Source organism: Rhizobium sp. AAP116 (assembly GCF_001295785.1).
In the GTDB taxonomy this organism is placed as follows: Bacteria; Pseudomonadota; Alphaproteobacteria; order Rhizobiales; family Rhizobiaceae; genus Allorhizobium.
In genome coordinates this window covers 21278-38158 of sequence record NZ_LJIB01000019.1, presented here as the reverse complement: position 1 = coordinate 38158, position 16881 = coordinate 21278, and the positions used below count along the sequence as shown (strand labels likewise).

Annotated in this window: 20 protein-coding genes and 1 tRNA gene; 13 read left to right on the top strand and 8 right to left on the bottom strand. The window is 62.4% G+C overall.

All coding sequences use genetic code 11. From position 1 onward, the window contains the following. Positions 1 to 130: 130 nt before the first annotated feature. From IP85_RS22405 to IP85_RS11845, 5 genes are all read left to right on the top strand, one after another. Positions 131 to 283 (top strand): hypothetical protein, encoded by a 153-nt coding sequence (locus tag IP85_RS22405; protein WP_006724525.1) that lies wholly within the window; start codon positions 131 to 133, stop codon positions 281 to 283. A 13-nt stretch (positions 284 to 296) separates the two neighbouring features. After that, entirely contained in the window at positions 297 to 1238 is a 942-nt protein-coding gene (gene xerD, locus IP85_RS11860) for a site-specific tyrosine recombinase XerD (RefSeq protein ID WP_054149890.1), read from the top strand. A gap of 62 nt (positions 1239 to 1300) precedes the next feature. Further along, on the top strand, positions 1301 to 2254 hold the full coding sequence (locus IP85_RS11855; RefSeq protein ID WP_054149889.1) for an acetyl-CoA carboxylase carboxyltransferase subunit alpha: 954 nt from the start codon (positions 1301 to 1303) through the stop codon (positions 2252 to 2254). A gap of 182 nt (positions 2255 to 2436) precedes the next feature. Then, a complete protein-coding gene (locus IP85_RS11850; protein ID WP_054149888.1) occupies positions 2437 to 3675 on the top strand; it encodes a murein L,D-transpeptidase family protein in 1239 nt (412 codons plus the stop codon). Positions 3676 to 3679: 4 nt separating this feature from the next. After that, positions 3680 to 3922 (top strand): sulfurtransferase TusA family protein, encoded by a 243-nt coding sequence (locus IP85_RS11845; RefSeq protein ID WP_054149887.1) that lies wholly within the window; start codon positions 3680 to 3682, stop codon positions 3920 to 3922. Here the strand turns inward: IP85_RS11845 and IP85_RS11840 are convergent. Together IP85_RS11840 and IP85_RS11835 are read right to left on the bottom strand one after the other, a co-directional pair. Further along, the gene (locus tag IP85_RS11840; protein ID WP_054149886.1) at positions 3919 to 5043 is read right to left on the bottom strand and encodes a GTP-binding protein; all 1125 of its coding nucleotides are present in this window, start codon (positions 5041 to 5043) and stop codon (positions 3919 to 3921) included. The two genes, IP85_RS11845 and IP85_RS11840, sit on opposite strands and share 4 nt — an antisense overlap. Before the next feature lie 8 nt (positions 5044 to 5051). Beyond that, complete coding sequence (locus tag IP85_RS11835) at positions 5052 to 6086, bottom strand: D-alanyl-D-alanine carboxypeptidase family protein (protein ID WP_245280859.1); 1035 nt, start codon at positions 6084 to 6086, stop codon at positions 5052 to 5054. A 244-nt stretch (positions 6087 to 6330) separates the two neighbouring features. Between IP85_RS11835 and IP85_RS11830 the strand changes: the two genes are divergently transcribed. The 3 genes from IP85_RS11830 to IP85_RS11820 all read left to right on the top strand — a co-directional run bounded on the left by IP85_RS11830 (position 6331) and on the right by IP85_RS11820 (position 7996). After that, on the top strand, positions 6331 to 7494 hold the full coding sequence (locus IP85_RS11830) for a M20 aminoacylase family protein (protein ID WP_054149884.1): 1164 nt from the start codon (positions 6331 to 6333) through the stop codon (positions 7492 to 7494). Positions 7495 to 7560: 66 nt separating this feature from the next. Beyond that, positions 7561 to 7637, top strand: a tRNA-Arg gene (locus tag IP85_RS11825). 131 nt (positions 7638 to 7768) lie between these two features. Next, a complete protein-coding gene (locus tag IP85_RS11820; protein WP_054149883.1) occupies positions 7769 to 7996 on the top strand; it encodes a hypothetical protein in 228 nt (75 codons plus the stop codon). Positions 7997 to 8017: 21 nt separating this feature from the next. Here IP85_RS11820 and IP85_RS11815 read toward each other — a convergent pair whose 3' ends face one another. The 3 genes from IP85_RS11815 to IP85_RS11805 form a co-directional block, all read right to left on the bottom strand. Then, positions 8018 to 8206 carry a hypothetical protein gene (locus IP85_RS11815; protein ID WP_054149882.1) on the bottom strand — a complete coding sequence of 63 codons (189 nt, stop codon included), beginning with the start codon at positions 8204 to 8206 and terminating at the stop codon, positions 8018 to 8020. Positions 8207 to 8282: 76 nt separating this feature from the next. Then, positions 8283 to 8471 (bottom strand): hypothetical protein, encoded by a 189-nt coding sequence (locus tag IP85_RS11810; protein WP_054149881.1) that lies wholly within the window; start codon positions 8469 to 8471, stop codon positions 8283 to 8285. 118 nt (positions 8472 to 8589) lie between these two features. Beyond that, the gene (locus tag IP85_RS11805) at positions 8590 to 8922 is read right to left on the bottom strand and encodes a hypothetical protein (RefSeq protein WP_054149880.1); all 333 of its coding nucleotides are present in this window, start codon (positions 8920 to 8922) and stop codon (positions 8590 to 8592) included. Positions 8923 to 9078: 156 nt separating this feature from the next. Between IP85_RS11805 and IP85_RS11800 the strand changes: the two genes are divergently transcribed. The 3 genes from IP85_RS11800 (at position 9079) to IP85_RS11790 (ending at position 11062) form a co-directional block, all read left to right on the top strand. Further along, positions 9079 to 9342 (top strand): hypothetical protein, encoded by a 264-nt coding sequence (locus tag IP85_RS11800; RefSeq protein ID WP_054149879.1) that lies wholly within the window; start codon positions 9079 to 9081, stop codon positions 9340 to 9342. A 98-nt stretch (positions 9343 to 9440) separates the two neighbouring features. Next, positions 9441 to 9968: a sigma-70 family RNA polymerase sigma factor gene (locus IP85_RS11795; RefSeq protein ID WP_054149878.1), complete on the top strand. Its 528-nt coding sequence runs from the start codon at positions 9441 to 9443 to the stop codon at positions 9966 to 9968. Continuing rightward, on the top strand, positions 9965 to 11062 hold the full coding sequence (locus IP85_RS11790) for a DNA topoisomerase IB (RefSeq protein WP_245280858.1): 1098 nt from the start codon (positions 9965 to 9967) through the stop codon (positions 11060 to 11062). The genes IP85_RS11795 and IP85_RS11790 overlap by 4 nt, the downstream gene beginning before the upstream one ends. Positions 11063 to 11141: 79 nt before the next feature. Here IP85_RS11790 and IP85_RS11785 read toward each other — a convergent pair whose 3' ends face one another. After that, on the bottom strand, positions 11142 to 11642 hold the full coding sequence (locus IP85_RS11785) for a ferritin-like domain-containing protein (RefSeq protein WP_054149877.1): 501 nt from the start codon (positions 11640 to 11642) through the stop codon (positions 11142 to 11144). Positions 11643 to 11807: 165 nt separating this feature from the next. Here IP85_RS11785 and IP85_RS11780 point away from each other — a divergent pair, with 165 nt between their 5' ends. Next, a complete protein-coding gene (locus IP85_RS11780) occupies positions 11808 to 12551 on the top strand; it encodes a BON domain-containing protein (protein WP_245280857.1) in 744 nt (247 codons plus the stop codon). A gap of 7 nt (positions 12552 to 12558) precedes the next feature. Here the strand turns inward: IP85_RS11780 and IP85_RS11775 are convergent, their stop codons facing one another. Next, positions 12559 to 14406 carry a heavy metal translocating P-type ATPase gene (locus IP85_RS11775; protein ID WP_054149876.1) on the bottom strand — a complete coding sequence of 616 codons (1848 nt, stop codon included), beginning with the start codon at positions 14404 to 14406 and terminating at the stop codon, positions 12559 to 12561. Between the two features lie 108 nt (positions 14407 to 14514). On the opposite strand from IP85_RS11775, the gene dxr reads away from it, so the two are divergent. Continuing rightward, positions 14515 to 15693, top strand: coding sequence for a 1-deoxy-D-xylulose-5-phosphate reductoisomerase (dxr, locus tag IP85_RS11770; protein WP_054149875.1), 1179 nt, complete (start codon positions 14515 to 14517; stop codon positions 15691 to 15693). Between the two features lie 8 nt (positions 15694 to 15701). Here dxr and IP85_RS11765 read toward each other — a convergent pair whose 3' ends face one another. Further along, positions 15702 to 16820, bottom strand: coding sequence for a serine hydrolase domain-containing protein (locus IP85_RS11765; RefSeq protein ID WP_054149874.1), 1119 nt, complete (start codon positions 16818 to 16820; stop codon positions 15702 to 15704). Positions 16821 to 16881: the final 61 nt, after the last annotated feature.

Genomic DNA, 16881 nt, shown 5'->3' with positions numbered 1-16881 from the left:
CTGTTTCATGACCTATTGACATATAGAGGGCTAGCGTCAAGCCATGGCAGCATTTCCGCAAGGCCTGTCCCGGCCTTGGTAAACTCCATGTTTCTACCTATTTATTCTCGGAACCGGTGAAGGACCGACCATGCCCACTCTGTTTCGCTTCCTGTTCATCTGCGGGACCATCGTCGGTCTGGTCTATGTCACCATGTGGTCCTTTGCCGTCTTCGTCGAACCGCGGGAACGCGACGTGACGGTGCGCATTCCTTCCGAGCGGATCAATCCGGTCGAGCAATAGCGGGAAACAGGACATGTCGGATCTGAGCCGGGCTCGCGTCGAAGCCTTTCTGGAAATGCTGAGCGCCGAGCGCGGAGCAGCCCAGAACACGCTCATCTCCTATGAGCGGGACCTCGACGACCTCGCCGATTTTCTTTCCGGCCGCAAGGTGACCCTGGGTGCAGCGACACGGGAAGATCTCGCCGCCTATCTCTCCGATCTCGCGCGACGCGGCTTCCAGCCGACGTCCCAGGCAAGACGCCTGTCGGCGATGCGCCAGTTCTACAAGTTTCTCTATGCGGAAGGGCTGCGGGGCGATGATCCGACCGCGATCCTCGACGCGCCGAAGAAGACCCGCCCCCTGCCCAAGGTGCTGACCGTCGAGGATGTCACGGGGCTTCTGTCGCTCGCCGAGCACGAAGCAAACCTCGAAGGACCGGATCAGGGAGCACGGATCCGGCGACTGGCGCTGATCGAGCTTCTCTATGCGACCGGCATGCGCGTCAGCGAACTCGTATCGCTGCCGGTAAAGGTGCTGACGCAGGAGGGCCGTTTCCTTCTGGTGCGCGGCAAGGGCAACAAGGAAAGGCTCGTCCCCCTGTCGAGGACAGCGATCGAAGCCCTGGCGCGATACGGTAAAATTCGCGGGGCCGATCCTGTTCACGCGGACAGCCCCTTTCTGTTTCCAGCCGCCAGCAAGGAAGGCCATCTGCCCCGCCAGGTCTTCGCCCGTGAACTCAAGGATCTCGCCATCCGGGCGGGGTTATCGGCGAATGCCGTGTCTCCACATGTTCTGCGACATGCCTTTGCCAGCCACCTTCTCGGCAATGGTGCGGACCTTCGCGCCGTGCAGGAACTGCTCGGCCACAGCGACATCTCAACGACACAAATCTATACGCATGTGCTCGACGAGCGCCTGCAGCAACTGGTGCATACGCATCACCCCCTTGCAAAACAGGCCAAAAACCCCGATTAGGACCGGCAAAGCCGGTTCCTGCGGGCGGCGAGCGCCAGGAACGAACGATCGGAACGGAGTTCATGCACAACTATCTCGACTTCGAAAAGCCCATCTCCGACCTCGAGGCCAAGATCCGCGAACTGAAGAAGATCGCGGAAGAGGACGAGAGCATCGACACCTCGGAAGAGATCAGCCGGCTGGAAAGCCGCGTCGATGAGGCGATGGTGGAGATCTATTCGAAGCTCAACGCCTGGCAGAAGACGCAGGTCGCGCGGCATCCGCAGCGTCCGCATTTCGTCGACTATGCCGAAGCGCTGTTCACAGAATTCACACCGCTGGCCGGTGACCGCAAGTTTGCCGAGGACGCCGCCATCCAGGCCGGCCTCGCCCGCTTCCGCGGCCAGCCTGTCGCCGTGATCGGCCAGGAAAAGGGCAACGACACCAAGTCGCGCATCAAGCACAACTTCGGCAGCCCGCGCCCTGAAGGCTATCGCAAGGCGATCCGCGTCATGGAAATGGCCGACCGCTTCGGCCTGCCAGTCATCACACTGATCGATACGGCCGGCGCCTATCCGGGCGTTGGAGCAGAAGAACGCGGCCAGGCGGAAGCCATTGCCCGCTCCACCGAGATGTGCCTCGGCCTCAAGGTGCCGATGGTCTCCGTCGTCATCGGCGAAGGCGGCTCGGGTGGCGCGATCGCGATTGCCACCGGCAACCGCGTCTACATGCTCGAGCATGCGATCTATTCGGTGATCTCGCCGGAAGGCGCCGCCTCCATTCTCTGGCGCGATTCCACCCGCGCCAAGGAAGCCGCGACCAACATGAAGATCACGGCGGAGGACCTGAAGGGGCTCGGCATCATTGACGCCATCATCCCCGAGCCCGTCGGCGGCGCCCATCGCGCACCAGACCGGGTCATCGGCATGACCGGCGACGTGATCGCCAGCGCACTGGCCGAACTGACGCCGCTTCCGGGCGACAAGCTGCGCGCCGATCGACGCCAGAAATTCCTCGATATCGGCCGCAACCTCTGAGATTGAAGGTTGCGACTGCGGCAATTTGCCATCACTCCGCCGCTTTGCAGCGGTAGCGGCGGAAGACGGATGGCGAAATCGACGGCCATTGGTTTATAATTTGTGAAGAAAGCAGTTCTAAACTACGCATGATCGGCTCGGTTTGAGCCACCAACATGTGTTTCTGGAAAGAGCCTTCGCGCATGCGTTTGACATCAACGGCCCTGGTTCTGGTTTTCGCTGCGGCTCTGGCAGGCTGCAATGACGCGCTCGAGAGCGCGGCCTATGACACGCCGCGGGTTTCCAACAAGGTCCAGCAGCCGCTGCCGGCGCGCCTCGTTGCCGAAATCCAGAAGAAGGGCATGGATCGCAATTCGCCGATCATGATCCGCATCTTCAAGGAAGAGGGCAAGCTCGAGGTCTGGAAGGCCAAGACCAACGGCCGCTTCGACAAGGTCGTGGAATACGATATCTGCGCCTGGTCGGGTCGCCTCGGCCCGAAGGTGAAGGAAGGTGACCGCCAGGCGCCGGAAGGCTTCTACCCGCTGACGCCGTATCACCTGAACCCGAATTCCAAGTATTTCCTGGCGATCAACACCGGCTTTCCGAACCAGTTCGACCGGGCGAACGGCCGCACAGGCTCACACCTGATGATCCACGGCGCCTGCTCTTCGTCAGGCTGCTATTCGATGACCGATGCCCAGATGCTGGAGATCTACGCCTTTGCCCGGGACGCCTTCAAGGGCGGCCAGCAGGCGGTGCAATTGCAGGCCTTCCCCTTCCGCATGACCGCTGAAAACATGGCGCGTCATCGCCATAGCCCGCACTTCGATTTCTGGAAAATGCTGAAGGTCGGCTACGACAATTTCGAGGTCACCAAGCGACCACCCGAAGTCAATGTCTGCGAGAAGAAATACGTCTTCAACCAGTCGGTCCCGGCCGGATCGAGCTTCAATCCGCAGGCCTCGTGCCCACCGATGAGCACGCCCCCTGCACTCTCGGTCGCGCTTAACGGCTTCAACGAGGCCTATGATGCCGCCTATGCCAAGGCGATGAAAAAATACGACGGCAAGATTTGGTACGACCCGACGGAAGCCGAGCGCAAGGCGCTGGTGGCGGATCTGCGCAAGTCGCGCTCGCACGACCTCGCTTTCGCGCCCACGGGTTCGGCCTTGAAGGCGGGCAGGCTGCTCGACCTCGACGACGTCGATCCGGCCAGGCTGCCTGCCGCCAACGGCACGGCTGCCGTCAACCAGATGGCGACCAACCCGAACGGTGACCCGCAGGCACAGGCTGCACAGACGACGACGGCCGCACCCGCCGCGCCGGCCACCAACGCCGTCCCGGTGCCGCAGCCCAATCCGCTTGCCCCCCAGACGGCCGAGGCGGCCATTGCAGCTCCGGCACCGGCCGACAAGAAGCCCTTCTGGAAGCTCTGGTAAGGGCATGGCCGAGACGGTGATCTACGACCTGAGGGGGCTGAAATGCCCCCTTCCCGTTTTGAAGACCCGTCGGCGTATGGCCGACATGAAGGCCGGTGACGAACTCGTGGTGGAGACCAGCGATCCGCTCGCCGGCATCGACATTCCGCATTTCTGCAACGAGGACGGCCATGAACTGGTCGCGCAGGAACGGCTCGACGCCGGTCACCGCTTTCACATCCGCAAGGGCGGCGTGACGCTCGGCTAGAACTTGAGGCCGGGAACCGACAGCGGATTGTCCATCATCGCCGCGCGATCCGGGCGGTCGATCGCCACCTTGCCGGTGAAAGCACCGAACAGGTCCCGCACATAACTTTCCGACAAATCCCTGGTGATCAGCACCAGCCGCGTCTTGCGGTCGGACCCTTCAGGCCAAGCCGGCAGGCGCACGGGCGGATGAAAGATCGACTGCACGCCATGCAGCACCAGCGGCTTGTCCGGCCGGTCGGTGAGCGCCACGATCGCCTTCATCCTGAGAAGCTTCTCGCCATGCGTGGAGCGCAGGAGATCGATGAACATGTTGATCGCCATCGGATCGATCGGCTCGTCATGGAGGATGGAATAGGAGCGGATCGAAGCACCGTGTCGGTTCACATCATGATGGTGATGGTGGCCGTGACCATGGGAGTGGCTGTGGTGATGGTGATCGCCGGCCGCCGCCATTTCGTCCTTCAGCCAGCGATCGACATCGGCGATCTTGGTTGAGGCATCGTAGAGCCCGTTGATCAGCATGGCGGCAGAGCCCGCATCATCAGCGTCGCCATCGGTGATCGGCGCGCGGGGATTGAGCGAGCGCAGGCGCTGCGTGATGGCAGAGACGGCGGCCTCGTCAGCGAGTGTCTTCTTGGTCAGGATCAGCCGATCGGCGACCGCGACCTGCTTGTAGGCCTCCGGAAAGGTATCGATGGTCGAGAGGCCATTGACCGCGTCGACGACCGTCACGACACCATCGAGATCGAAATGCTGGGCGATCGACGGATGACCCATGACCGACTGCATCACGGGTGCTGGATCGGCAAGGCCCGTCGTCTCGATGACGACGCGCGACAGCGGCTTCACCTTGCCGGTCTGCATGCCGTCGATCAGTTCCGCCAGCGTATCGACCAGTTCGCCCCGCACCGTGCAGCAAAGGCAACCGTCGGCGAGTTCCACCACCGCGTCGTTCGAGGTCCCGACCAGCAGATGATCGATACCCACTTCGCCGAACTCGTTGATGATGACGGCCGCATCCTTCATCGCCGGATCCTTGAGCAGGCGGTTGAGAAGCGTCGACTTGCCGGCCCCGAGGAAGCCGGTGAGGATGGAGACGGGAATGCGCGACTGGCTCATTGCGATACTCAGAATGTGGGACGGGGCCTCGGGATCGGCACATTGGCGATCTCGCCCGTGCCGGAGCCCTGTTTTGTCTCTACCGGCTCACTGCCGGGAATGAGCCCGGCAAAGCTCATCGCCGGCGGGCGGCCCATTTCCTGGATGTAAGGAGAGGTCAGCTTCATGCGCCCGGCCTCATCACGGCCTTCGCTGCGGATCTGGCGCGCCTTCGGATTGCAGATCTCGGCGCTGATGTCGGTGACCTGATCCTGCCCTTCGCCGTAGGGCGCGAGCTGATCCAGCCGGTTGCCGGCCACCGAGGTGGTCAGCCCCTTCTGCAGCAACTCGGCCGAAAGATCGGCGCGCGCGCCGAGGCTGTCGGAACCGAGCACCACGGAGATCACGGTGCGTCCATTGCGCGTGGCAGACGAGACCTGGTTGAAGCCGGAGGCACAGACATAGCCGGTCTTCATGCCATCAGCGCCTGGGAAGCGGCCGACGAGCAGGTTGAAATTCGGATAATCCTTCTTGCCGGTCGTCACGCCTTCCAGCGCGAAATAACCCGCATATTCAGGGAATTCACGCCGGATGGTCGTCGCAAGCACGGCCATGTCGCGGGCAGTCGTATACTGCCCCTTGCCCGGCAGACCATTCGGATTGACGAACCGCGTCGACGTCATGCCGAGCCGGGCGGCTTCCTGGTTCATGCGCTGCACGAAGGCCGCTTCGCTGCCGCTGACCGTCTCGCCGATGGCCACCGCGACGTCGTTGGCAGACTTGATGATCAGAAGCTTCAAGGCACTGTCGAGCGTCAGCTTGGAGCCCGGCCTGAAATACATCTTGCTCGCCGGCTGATCGGCGGCATGTTTGCTCATGACGACCACGGTCTCCGGCGAAAGCTCGCCTGAGCGCATAGAGCGGAAGGTCGTGTAGGCCGTCATCAGCTTGGTCAGCGAAGCCGGATACCATTTGCGAAAGGCTTCTTCATGGGCGATGACCCGGCCACTGCCGACATCGACCACCATCATCGGATTGGCGGCAGCCAGACCCGGCAGAACCATCGCCACCAGCGAGACGGCGACCGCCACTCGGCGGACGGATCCGGTTGAAGACACCATGCGGGGACGTTTCGCAAACACGACTTCGATCCTCTTGTTCGGCTGGGCTCTCGTCAACGCATGACGAGATCTTATGTAGGGAAGGAATGGCAAAGCCCATTGAATACGTCAATTGAAAGGCGCACATTCATGCCGACAATCACGTGATCCCCGCGACCGTGATCAAGAGTGAACGCAGGACGAGAGAATGCCGCTTCTGAACCGAGCTTCCGAACTCCAGTCGGAAGCCACCGAATGGCGCCGCCATCTGCATGCCAATCCGGAAATCCTTTACGACGTTGAAAACACAGCAGCCTTTGTCGAGGCAAAGCTGCGGGAATTCGGCGTTGACGAGATCGCAACCGGCCTCGGGCGCACGGGCGTCGTCGGGATCATCAAGGGCTCTGGCGGCGAAGGCAGGACCATCGGCCTGCGCGCCGACATGGATGCGCTTCCCCTCGACGAAATCACGGGCAAGCCCTGGGCTTCGACCATTGCAGGCCGCATGCATGCCTGCGGCCATGACGGTCACACCGCCATGTTGCTGGGCGCGGCCAAGTACCTCGCGGAAACCCGCAATTTTTCCGGCAGCGTTGCCGTTGTCTTCCAGCCGGCCGAAGAAGGTGGGCGCGGGGCGCTCGCCATGGTCGAAGACGGAATGATGGAGCGCTTTGGCATCGACGAGATCTACGGCATGCACAACATGCCCGGAAAACCTGTCGGCACGTTCGCCATCCGCAAGGGTGGCATCATGGCGGCTCCGGACAAGTTCCAGCTCAAGCTGACCGGCGTCGGCGGCCATGCTGCCGAACCGCACAACACGGCAGACACGATCGTCATCGGGGCCCAGATCGTCGGCGCCCTTCAGACCATTGCTGCTCGCAACGCCAATCCGCTACGCTCGGTCGTGGTCTCCGTCACCCAGTTTCATGCCGGCACGACCCATAACATCATTCCCGAAGAAGCCTTCATCTCCGGCACAGTACGGTCGCTGGACGAAGGCGTGCGCGATCTGGCGGAGCGGCGCATCGGCGAGATCGCAACCGGCATTGCGGCCGCCCATGGCGCGACCATCGAATACGAATACGAGCGCGCCTGCCCCGTCACCGTCAACCATCCCGCCGAGACGGATTATGCCGCGCGCGCAGCGATCGACGTGGTCGGCCCTGACAATGTCGACACCGAAGTGGATCCGAGCATGGCCGGCGAGGATTTCGCCTTCATGCTCCAGTCGCGCCCCGGCGCCTACATCATGATCGGCAATGGGGAAACGGCGGGCCTGCACAATCCGGCTTACGACTTCAACGACGAGGCAATCGCGGCGGGGATATCCTATTGGGTGCGTCTGGCCGAGCAACGCCTGCCGCGCTGAACACTGAATTTCGACCATGCAAAACCGCTTGGCTTGAAGGCTCTGCTTTTGTATGGAGGAGGAAGTGGTCCCGTAGCTCAGCAGGATAGAGCATCAGATTCCTAATCTGAGGGTCACGTGTTCGAATCACGTCGGGATCACCATCCTCTCACCGCCCACATCTTGCCATTACGAATCTAGGGTTGCGTTCGTGCCGTTCTACGGCATGATGGTTCCATGCCACGCCGACGGGTGCTTATTCTTTTTATCGTCGGCCTCGAACGGAGGGAATGCCATGGCGCCAAGACCCCCGGGCAAGAACAGTGACGAACATGCGATCGTGGAGCGGGCCGTACGGCGACTGTACGATCGCAAGCATGCCGACAGACATGTGCAGGAAAATGCCGAAGCGCTAGTCAGCTATCTTGTGAAGAGCGGCATTCGTGACGAAGACGATCTCGTCGAACTGGCAAGCATTGCGAACGGGAAGCGTTACGACCCGAACAACGGCAGTTTCCTGTAAAGACGAATGCCGCGCCGATCTCTATCGGTTGCCGCCATAAGGGCTGGTATCGGCTGTTTCATCTTTTTCGTAGAGCTCTCGCGTGGCAGCATCCTGATTGATGCGCTCGCGGCGGGTAAGCCGTCTCTGCCGCATGATGGCATAGAAGACGGCGCCGCCGAGCAGGATCGGCCCGAGCGCGACGACAAACAACCATAAATAGTTGATCATGAAACACCCTTTCCTCGAATCTGGATGCGCAATGAAAAGTGCAACCAATCGCGGGAGGAAAAGGTTCCGGGAGGTATCAGGTCGACGTCTTGGAGGGCGCGACCTTTTGATCGAGAGCCGACTGCAACTCTTCAGCAAGGACGATCAGGTACTCAGGCACTGCTTCACGGCGCGTCTCGTGCATCAACAGGTCCAGCTTGTCGCGTACGATGCCGCCCGTCCTGTCGCGTCGCGTCTCTGGAAATGCGATTTTCAGTTCTTCCATGTGGACCTCCGACTTGAGGGCATTGCTGGCAGGTTGAGTTTGATTAGTGCATGATGTTTCACTTACGTCATCCGGACCATCTCGGATCAGTCTTTTTTACCGACATCAACCGCCGTGATCAGTTGACGCCCCCGTCCGCTTCGGGAAAGGCTTCGATCAGCTTCTGAAGATCCTTGTATTCAAGCGGCTCGGCCTGAAGGATCACACTGATGCTTTCGGATACGTCGAGCCGGCCGTCGTGCTCGAGTTCGGCTCGCTCTCCCGAGGCAAACACCAGAGTGGCGCGTGTCTCGAAGCCCTGGCGGAGTAGCCAGTCGCGCGGCGCCTGGATCTCGACCTTTGCAGTATAGCCTTCACCCCGTCGCGCGACTGCGACGTGATAGCTGATGGGCGATACGCGATCGCCGATCAGCAACTGTCCCTGGCCGTCAACATTCTGCACATGTGTCATGTTTCTCACTCTCGCTTGCGGATCTCTCGCAAAAGAGAACATCCGGAGACGCTCTCTGTTCCGTCGGAAAAAGCGGTGCAGCCGCGGGAACCACTGTCTGACAGAGGCGTTCAATCAACGGGTCAAGGGGAGGAATGAGAACGAGCGAGACACACCATGAGCAGTGCGCGTCAAACGACGGACCATGATGAGATACGCCGCTGGATCGAGGAGCGGGATGGCATGCCGACGCGGGTCAAGGACAGCGGCGAAGGCGGTATCCTGAGAGTGGATTTCGGCAAGCCGGAGGAGGCGCTGGAGGAGATTGAGTGGGAGGAATTCTTTCAGATCTTTGAAAAGAACGATCTCGCCTTTCTCCACCAGGACAAAACCGCCGACGGCGAACTGAGCCGCTTCAGCAAGTTTGTAAGCCGTAGCTGACATGGTCGCCGGCCTGGCTGACCACTCACAATTTCGGGAACCAAGGTAAATGACGCGCGTTTTTGCGTCGTTCAGCCTGGTACCACAGACATCGGAGGATGGCGATCTTGACGACCCGTAGAGCCGAGCTTGCCGCACAGTCTGAAGTGGTCGAGTTGATACCGGCATTGCGCGCCTTTGCGCGGACCTTTTGCCATAAGCCTGAAGAGGCGGATGATCTTGTCCAGGAGACGCTGACCAAGGCGCTGGCCAACCTCGACAAATTCGAGCCCGGAACACGCCTGAAGTCCTGGCTCTTCACGATCATGCGCAACACTTTCTGCACGCGCTTCAAGAAGAGCAGCCGCGAAACCGTGGGCTTGCCCGAGGGGATAACCTCGCGACTGACCAGCGAGGCGAGCCAGGAGTGGACCGTGCAGGCCGACGAGGTCCGCAGGGCTCTGAACCGATTGCCCGAACATCACCGGGAAATGCTGGTCCTCATCGTCATGCTCGGCGAACGCTACGAAGATGCAGCCGAAATCTGTGGCTGTGCCGTGGGCACGGTCAAAAGCCGCCTGAGCCGCGCGCGCCAGCAATTGCGCCGTGAACTCGGTGAAACCGGGACGGACAGTCCCGTCGGATGAGCAAGACCGACAGCGGGGATGCAGACGCGAGTGCGGGACCTCCGCCTTCGACGGACGATGTGCCTGAGCTGACCGAGATCGGTCTGGTCTACGGCACCGATGCGGAGCCCGGCATCAGTCGCCGCCGCCGCGGCAAGGGCTTTTCCTATCACCTTCCAGACGGCACCGTCATCGCTGATCAGCCCCTCCTCACACGCATCCGCAGGCTCGCGCTGCCGCCGGCCTATGAACGCGTCTGGATCAGCCTTGAGCCCCACAGCCACCTGCAGGCGACGGGTTACGATGCAAGGGGGCGCAAGCAGTATCGCTACCATGTCGACTGGGCATCCTGGCGCAGCGAGCGCAAGTTCGACGAACTCATCGGCTTCGGTGAGGCTCTGCCGACCATCCGGCGGAGGATCGCCCGCGACATCGCCGAACACGCCGATTCAAGTTATTTCCTGCTCTCAGCCCTGATCAGCCTGCTGGACGTGACCTACATGCGCGTCGGCAACCGCGCTTATGCGCAGGAAAACAAGACCTATGGCGCAACCACACTTCAGAAGCGCCATCTGACCTTGGAGCCGGATGGCATCCGGCTGAGCTTCATCGCCAAGGGCGGCAAGCGGGTGCGCCGAAAGCTTCGTCATCCGAAACTGCAGAAGATCCTCGAAGAGATTGCCGATCTGCCCGGGCGCGATCTTTTTTCCTGGCGGGATCAGGAGGGGCAGTTGCATCGCATCGATTCGGGCCGGCTCAACACCTACCTCACGGAGATCACCAGCAGACGGCTCTCGGCCAAGACCTTCCGCACCTGGGGCGGATCTGTCGCCGCATTCGCCGAAGCCTGGAAGCACATTGAGGCTTCGGGACGTCCGACAATCCGGCAGATGTGCCAGATCGCCTCCGACCGCCTGCACAACACGCCGACGATCTGCCGCTCGAGCTATGTGCATCCGGCGATCCTCAACCTGGCCGACAAGAACACGGACCTTGATGCGGTGCGCGAACTGGTGCGGACGGCACCTGCCCGCGCCCTGCTCCGCGCCGACGAGAACAGGCTCATGACCTTTCTCCAGGCTCATTATGCCCGGAAGGATGAAGACAACGACTGAGTGCGTCCGGCAGGACAAAAGGCACGGAAAAGGGGCCGGACAGATCCGGCCCCTTCCTTGAATTGGCAAGCAACTGCTATCAGGCCGCCTTCTTCTGGGCTGCGGCATTGACCGCCTTTTCGGCAAGCTTGGTCAGCGCTTCGTCGGTCTTGGATTCTTCCGCCAGCGTCTCGTCGAGCAGCTTGACCGCATCCTTGTAGCCGAGCTGCTGAGCCCAGGCGCGCAGCGTGCCATAGCGGCTGATTTCGTAGTGCTCGACTGCCTGGGCGGCGGCAAGCAGGCCGGCGTCGAGGGCGGGCGAGCCCTTGAACTCTTCCATGATCTCCTCACCCTCTTCGACGATGCCGTCAATGGCGGGGCAGGTCTTGGCGCGCGGACGCTTGCCGATGATCTCGAACACCTGCTGCAGGCGCTCGACCTGGCCTTCGGTTTCTTCCTTGTGCTGCAGGAAGGCAGCCTTCAGCTTCTCGTCCTGAGCGCCACGCGCCATTTTTGGCAGTGCCTTCAGGATCTTCCGTTCGGCGTAGTAGATATCCTTGAGGGTCTCGTGGAACAGGTCTTCGAGTGTCTTGGTAGCCATTGTCGGTATCTCCTCGGTTATCGGTTGTGGCGAGAAAAGAACCGGCCGGATGGCGCTTTGTTCCTGACTTGTTTTTGTCGCGCCGACTGGAACGATCAAGGGCTCCGCAGGGTTAGTTTTGCAGGTGGCGCAGCACGCCACCCTCCAGACCCGAAGGAGGAAACAATGGTCAATCGCAACGACAACTGGGATGCCGGAGACGGCCGAAACCGCAACACGCGCCGCAGCCCGACCGGTAACTACGGCCCCGGCGACAGCGGCTTCGTCCGCGGCTATGGCGACGACCGACCGGACGCTGATCGCTACGACGCCATGCGCCAGCGCGACCACGGCATGGACGGCGGTGACAGAGCCAGCGGGTCGCGTTATCCCCGCACGGGGCGCTCCGACTGGACGACGGATGATCTGGGCTACTACGGCGACCTGAGCGACCGTGGATACGGAGACGACGAACGCCGCTATGCCCGGGGTGGCGGACGAGGCTCCCACCCGTCCGACAAACCATCCTATCGCGGTGGTTATGGCCGCAGCAGTCGCGACCATGATGACGATCGTGGCTTTGTCGACCGTGCCAGCGACGAGGTCGCATCCTGGTTCGGCGACGAGGAGGCCGCTCGGCGTCGCGAGATGGACAACCACCGCGGCAAGGGCCCCAAGGGCTATCGCCGCTCGGATGCGCGCATTCTCGAGGACACCAACGACCGCTTGGCCGACGACCCCGCCGTCGATGCCTCCGATATCGAGGTGACGGTGAAGGACGCCGAGGTGACCCTATCCGGTCATGTGACGGATCGCTGGGAAAAGCGCCGCGCCGAAGACTGCGCCGATCGCGTCAGCGGTGTCACCCATGTGCAGAACAATCTGCGTGTGCGGATTTCTGGCGAAGGCAGCGTCATGACGCAGGCCTGAGGTGCAGCTAGCCCCGAAGAGAGCGCAAGGCGTTGAGGATGACGGCAACGTCGATGACCTCTTGAAGCAGCGCGCCCTGAACGGGCGACAGATAACCGAAGGCGGCAAAGACCATAGCGCCGAAAGAGAGCAGCAGCCCGGCAATCGCACTTTGCCGGGCAATGTTGCGGGAACGTCTGGCGATCCCGCAGGCAAGCGGCAACCGCGAAAGATCGTCCGCCAGCAACACGACATCCGCCGCTTCCGACGAAGCCGCCGAACCCCGCGCACCGATCGCCACGCCGACATCGGCAAGCGCCAGCGCCGGGGCATCATTGACCCCGTCTCCCACCATCATCACCACGCCACCGGCGCGTTCCCTGCGAATGAGATCGACCTTGCCTTCAGGCGTGAGATCCCCGGCGACAGCATCAAGGCTGAGACTGGCCGAGGCCTTTTCCGCCACATCGCTGCGGTCCCCGGAGGCCATGACGATCCGACTGATACCACCGGCCCGAAAGGCGGAGATTGCTGCCCCGGCATCCGCACGCAACGGATCGGAGAGGAGAATGAGGCCAGCTGCCCGCCCATCAATGCCGACGGCGACCACTGCCGTGCCGCCTTCGATGCCGCCTCTGGCGAAATCCTCGCCGGCAACCAACTGCGAGCGGACATAGCCGCTGCCACCGAGCACCACCTTGACACCTCCGACCAAGCCGGAGAGCCCCCGCCCCGCCTCTTCGATGACGCCCTGTGGCAGGGTCAGGCCGAGACCCCGCGCGGTGGCGGCGCGTACAAGCGCTTCTGCCGCGACATGGCCGGAGGCCTGATCGAGAGAGGCAGCCAGCGCCAGCACCTGATCAGACGTGAAGCCCGGTTGCGGCCGGACCTCGGACACTTCGGGTCGTGCGGATGTCACGGTCCCCGTCTTGTCGACAACGACGGTGGTCACCGCAGCCAGCGCCTCGAGCGCGCCGGCCGTCTTGACCAGCACGCCAAGCGACGCAGCCCGCGACATGCCGGCGATGACGGCAACCGGCACGGCAAGGATCAGCGGACAGGGGGTGGCGACGACGAGCACGGCAAGCGCCCGCGTTGCCTCTCCGCTCCACCACCAGGCGCCACCGGCGAGCAGAAGCGTGATGCCGAGGAAGACGAGGGCATAACGATCCGCAAGCCGCGCCATCGGCGCCCGGCTGGCCTGCGCCTGTTCGACGAGGCGGACGATACCGGCATAGGTGCTTGCTTTGGATTCGCGCAGCACCAGAAGATCGAAGGCGTCGCCAAGCACCGTGCAGCCGCTCGGCACTTCATGGCCCATCTGGATGGGGACGGGCAGCGATTCGCCCGTCAGCGCCGAAAGATCAAGGACGGCAGTCGCGGCCAGCAGGCGCCCGTCGACCGGCACGACCTCACCCTTGCGCACGAGTATTCGGTCCTGCGGCTTGAGCGCTTCGATCGCCACGCTTTCGAGCGCATCGCCACGATAGAGCATGGCCGTACGCGAGACACGACCGAGCAGCGCCGTCATGTCGCGTCGGGCGCGGCCCTCGGCGAAGCTTTCGAGCAATTGGCCGCCGGCATACATCACAGCGACGATGGCCGCGGCAAGGTTCTCTCCGAGCGCGAGGCCAACACCGATCGAAAGCGCAGCGATGGCATCGACGCCCATCCGGCCGTTGAGAAGCGCCCGCAGGATATCGATGACGAGGACGATGAAGACGGAACCAGCACCGACCAGCCAGACCTGACGCGCAAGCTCGGGATAATCCGTCAACGCAAGAATGCCGCCGCCGGTAAGACAGAGAAAGGCAAGCGCCGCGAGCAGGACCGGCAGGCTCTCACGCAAACGTGTCGACTGCAAAATGTCCGGCATTCTCATATTCCCAAGCGGGCTGGCGAGGGGTCGGGATCGACCTCTCTTGCTGGTCTTCCCTTTCCCTTGTAGAGCCTTCTAAGCATGAAGCAATCGGACGTAAGCAGCATGATCGACAATGCCCGGCCCCGGCGCCTTTCAGTCCTCGGCTCGACCGGCTCGATCGGCGTCAACACGCTCGACGTGATCGAGCAGCTCGGCGGTCGCGACAGCTTCGAAGTGATGGCGCTGACCGGCAACGGCAATCTCGATCTGCTGGCCGAACAGGCGCGCCGCACGGGGGCAAAGCTGGCCGTCACCGCCGACGAAAGCCAGTATAGGACGCTGAAGGACCTGCTGGCGGGCACCGGCACGGACGTCGCCGCGGGCGCAAGCGGGCTTGAGGAAGCCGCCGACATGGAGGCCGGCTGGGTCATGGCAGCCATCGTCGGCACCGCCGGCCTCGCGCCGACCCTGAAGGCTGCCGCCCGCGGCGCCGATATCGCACTTGCCAACAAGGAATGCCTCGTCTCTGCCGGCCACCTCTTCGTCGATGCTGTGAGACATGGCGGTGGACGGCTGATCCCGGTCGACAGCGAACACTCCGCAATCTTCCAGTGCCTGGAAGCTGACCAGCGCCACGCGCTGGAGCGGATCGTGCTGACAGCATCCGGCGGTCCCTTCCGCACCCACACGCGAGAGCAGATGGCCAATGTCACCGTGCAGACGGCGCGCACCCATCCCAACTGGTCGATGGGCCTGAAGATCTCCGTCGGCAGCGCCTCGATGTTCAACAAGGCGCTGGAGATGATCGAGGCAAAGCACCTCTTCGATGTCCGCCCAGACCAGATCGAGGTTGTCGTGCATCCCCAGTCGATCATCCATTCGATGGTGGGTTACACCGACGGCTCCGTCATCGCCCAGCTTGGCGTGCCGGATATGCGCACCGCCATCGGCTATGCGCTCACCTATCCGAAGCGTCCGGCGCTCAATGTCGACCGGCTCGATTTTGCCAAGTTGGCAAGGCTCGATTTCGAGGCGCCCGACGAAACGCGCTTCCCGGCCCTGCGGCTTGCCCGCACGGCGCTGGAGCGTGGCGGCCTGCAGGGCGCGATCCTCAACGCCGCCGAAGAAACCGCCTTCAACGCCTTCGTCGAGGATAAGATCCGCTTCCTCGACATGGCCGACGTGGTGGAGACGGTGATGGATGCCATGGTCGAGGGCGTGCCGGCGGATACGATTGCCGACGTCTATGCGGCGGATAAGGAAGCGCGGCGCAAGGCGGCTGAGGTTGTCGCAGCCAGGTAACTTCTGGACTATCGATCATACACCGCCGCGCGCAGCATTTCCGGATAGGCGCCGTTGCAGCCTTCGAGCGCGTTGTTGGTGAGGCTGACGACGGTGAGGCGCTCGGCCGGATCGATGAACCAGGTATTCCCGTAGACACCGCCCCACTGGATCGCCCCTTTCGGGAGCGCCGTCATCGCAGCGACGGGATCGGTGACCAGGCCGCCGACGAAAGTAAAGCGATAGCCGGGTTCGCCTTCGATGTCGCCGATCTGATTGGAGAGTGCGGCATGCGCCATTTCGGGCGAGAGCAGACTGCCGCCACCGGTCCGCAGCATTTCCAGGAGACGCAAGACGTCCTTCGCCGTGCCCGCCATGCCAGCACCGCCTGACTGGAAAGCTCTCGCATTGAAAATGCGACACGGTGAAAAGACGGTCCGCCAGTTATCCTCGTCGCCGCTGACCCAGGGGTCCGGCATGCGAACGGGTCGATCCAGATGATCGGCATAGGCTACCGCAAGCCGTGCGAGGTCCGTGACGTGAAAGCGGGCATCGACCATGCCAAGCGGGCCTACAACATGATGGACGACGGCATCTTCAAGCGTCCCACCATGGAGGGCAGCAAGGACACCGCCGAGAATGTCGGTGGCGAAGGAATAGGCCCAGCGACTGCCCGGCTCGAAGGCGAGCGGGATAGCATTGTGGCGGCTGAAATTGTCTTCGAGGCTGAGATCCGTATTGCCGAGGCCGAGCGTCATGCTCTGTCCTTCGGGCAGGAGCTCCAGTGCCGGATCATAGAGCAGGCCGGATGTGTGGGTGAGGAGTTGGCGGATGGTGATCGCGCCTTCGCGACCATCAGGCGCCTTCGGCCTGAACCAGGGCAGGTATTGCGAGACGCGATCGTCGAGCTTGAGCAGCCCTTTCTCGATCATCGCAAGGGCCGTCACCGCAACGATCGGCTTGGTGACGGAGGCATAGCGGAAGATGGTATCGAGACGGGCAGACAAGCCGGCCTCGCGGTCGGCAAAACCCGCCGCCTTTTCCAGGATCGGTTCGCCATCCTGGCACACCAGCACCACAGCACCCGTGATGCGTTCGTCCTCGATCACCCTGTCGACCAGGGTATTCACGCGCGCGGCAATACTCACGTTCCTAAAACCTCCCAAAGAAAAATGCGGGCTCCGTTTCCGGAACCCGCATTTTTATGAA